This window comes from Paraburkholderia mimosarum LMG 23256 = NBRC 106338, from assembly GCF_000739815.1.
Taxonomy (GTDB): Bacteria; Pseudomonadota; Gammaproteobacteria; order Burkholderiales; family Burkholderiaceae; genus Paraburkholderia; species Paraburkholderia mimosarum.
In genome coordinates, this window is record NZ_BBJJ01000240.1 from 1 (window position 1) to 2,282 (window position 2,282).

General features: G+C 63.0%; 2 protein-coding genes and 1 pseudogene. All 3 read right to left on the reverse strand.

From position 1 onward, the window contains the following. Positions 1-317: 317 nt before the first annotated feature. Entirely contained in the window at positions 318-671 is a 354-nt protein-coding gene (gene tnpB / locus BMI01S_RS40355; protein WP_081723665.1) for an IS66 family insertion sequence element accessory protein TnpB, read from the reverse strand. Next, positions 671-856: pseudogene (locus tag BMI01S_RS44400) on the reverse strand (IS66-like element accessory protein TnpA); the annotation flags it as partial. The gene tnpB and the pseudogene BMI01S_RS44400, both read right to left, overlap by 1 nt. 237 nt (positions 857-1,093) lie before the next feature. Continuing rightward, a complete protein-coding gene (locus BMI01S_RS37000) occupies positions 1,094-2,164 on the reverse strand; it encodes a LacI family DNA-binding transcriptional regulator (RefSeq protein ID WP_028233050.1) in 1,071 nt (356 codons plus the stop codon). Between the last annotated feature and the right edge of the window lie 118 nt (positions 2,165-2,282).

Below are 2,282 nucleotides of genomic sequence, written 5' to 3' on the forward strand. Positions count from 1 at the left end.
TTGCAGGAAGGCGAAGGCGTAATCATCGCCAACCTGCTGAACCGGTGGAACGCCTTCGGCAAACCGATTTGCGTCAAAAATGCATAGTCGCGTCCATAGCACGGGAACTTGTACCCATCCGGACAAAGCCCTGCGCATCAGCCGCCACGCGCTCTTCCAGCTTGTGGATGTAGGCCTTGGCGGTGCTCGGGAGTCGGGGGAGATCGTGAGGGGACATGCGCTCCACGATAGCGAATCGCAGAGCCAAACAGGTTTACGCTAATTTGTAACAACTGTGGCCGCCAGTTGTTTACCGGCAACGGCGGCGATACCGGGCTTCAGCTCGCGTGGCAGTATTGCCGTGCTGGGTGGCGGCGCAGCGCGTCGAGATCGACGCCATCGAGCAGCAGATGAAGCTGTTCCGTCGTGAGTTCAACCACGGTCTGCTGGCGACGGGGCCAGGCAAACCGGTCTGCCTCGAGTCGTTCCATCAAGAGCCAGAACCCGGCGCGATCATAAAGAAGAAGTTTCACGCGGTCGCGTTTGCGATTGTGGAACCCGAAGACGGCTCGCGTGAGTGGGTCAAGCTGCATAGACTGCTCGACCAGTGTCACGAGCGTGTTCAGTCCGGCGCGGAAGTCGATCGGCTCGCGATGCAGGTACACCAGCAGGTCATGATCGAAGCGGAACATCAGTGTGCCCCCAGCGCGGCGATCATCGCGCTCACGAGTGAAGCATCGCGGCCGGAACACTCGAGTTCGACGACGACCCAGTTGGGCAGTGTCGCTGACAGGCGCGCGGCTGATGCCGGGCGCGAAGGCTGGAACAGTGCGCGCCGTGGCGTCGATTGCGGCTCACGTGGCACTGTGACCCTGGGAGCCCTTTGGCTGGCATAAACCCCTCGCCCGGTAGCGGGAGTCGTCCATCACATCAGAGCCATGCGGAGGTGGATACCCGACCTGTGGCCCGAAGTAGAAACGGAAGCGGGGCAAAGGCGCGACGCAGCCTGCACACTGACCTGAGCAGAACGACTGGACGCCGCGGGGCCCAGGCCGGTTGGACGCTCGTCGATGTGAAGCCTTTTTTCAGCTCGTCGAAACGCCGAGGATCGGGTTCACCTCGCAAGGTGGTCGACCAGATAAGGGCTTCGGCGCAGGTTGGCCGAGCAGAAAATGCGGAACTCGACGGGCCCGGGAGGCGCGGGCGCGTCCACCACGCCGCACGCATTGAGCGCATGCTGCAACGCTGAGATCACCTGCCCGTCAGGGTCCTGGTCGATGGCGATATCCATCGTGCCTTGCTCGATGTATTGCCTGTGGCGGTCGAGCATTTCATGGCCGACCCACACCATCTTGCCCGCCGCGCCCACCTTGCGCAACGCCGCTTCGATCCCTTCCGATCCGTATCCGCTGTTGTAGATGCCGACCACGTTGCTGCGCTTGAGTGCGTTCAGTACGGCACGATGGCAACGGTCTGGGTCATCCAGCGTTTCCATCTCTTCGTCTGCGCAGACGAGGTGCGGAAACGACTCGACCAGCGTCGCGCGGCATCCGCTGATCCGGTCGACGTGCGCGCGGTAGTCCTTGCGCGAGCAAAGCAGCAGCACGCGACCGGGCTGCGTCGCGAGCCGTCCTACGAAATACCCAGCCGTGCGGCCTGCGCTTGCATTGTCGATACCGGCGTAATGCAAACGGCCGATGTCGGCGATATCGGTCACCATCGTGACCGCGGGGACGCCCTGGGCGATCACTGCGCGCAGCGCATCGCGCACCGCGGGTGTGTCGTGCGTCGTGACGATCAGCCCGGCACGCTTGTGATCCGGTCGAAGGATCGCATGCGTGATGACTTCGTCGTCGGCCTCCGGAACGATTTGCCGATGCAGGACGATTCTTCGATCGAGCATTTGCATCGACCGTTGCAGCGCGAGATTAATCCGCTGAAAGAGGGGCGTGTCGTTGCGCGGGATCAGCACGTCGATATGCAGGAGTCCGTGCCTTGGATTGGGCAGCACGCGAGGCACGCCGAGTTCGCGTGCGGCCGCCAGAACGCGTGCCCGCATCGCGGCGGACACGCTGCCCCGTTCGTTCAGCACGCGGTCCACCGTTGCGGGGCTCACGCCAGCGGCTTCGGCGATTTCGAGGAAGCGGGGCGCGCGCTTGCGGCGTGGTGAGGTTGGGTTTTGCATTACCCTGTATCCATGTTTTGCGTGTATGGCTGCGCTGTCGCAGCGTCCGGCCTTTGCTCATTGCAGCATGTCGGCTAAAAGTGCCCGACGCCGGCTTTGTTCAGCAGAGCAGGGCCGC

Bases quoted from the DNA above. Each gene is read 5' to 3' on its own strand.
- tnpB (WP_081723665.1), bottom strand. From the start codon at position 671: ATGTTCCGCTTCGATCATGACCTGCTGGTGTACCTGCATCGCGAGCCG.
- BMI01S_RS37000 (WP_028233050.1), bottom strand. From the start codon at position 2,164: ATGCAAAACCCAACCTCACCACGCCGCAAGCGCGCGCCCCGCTTCCTC.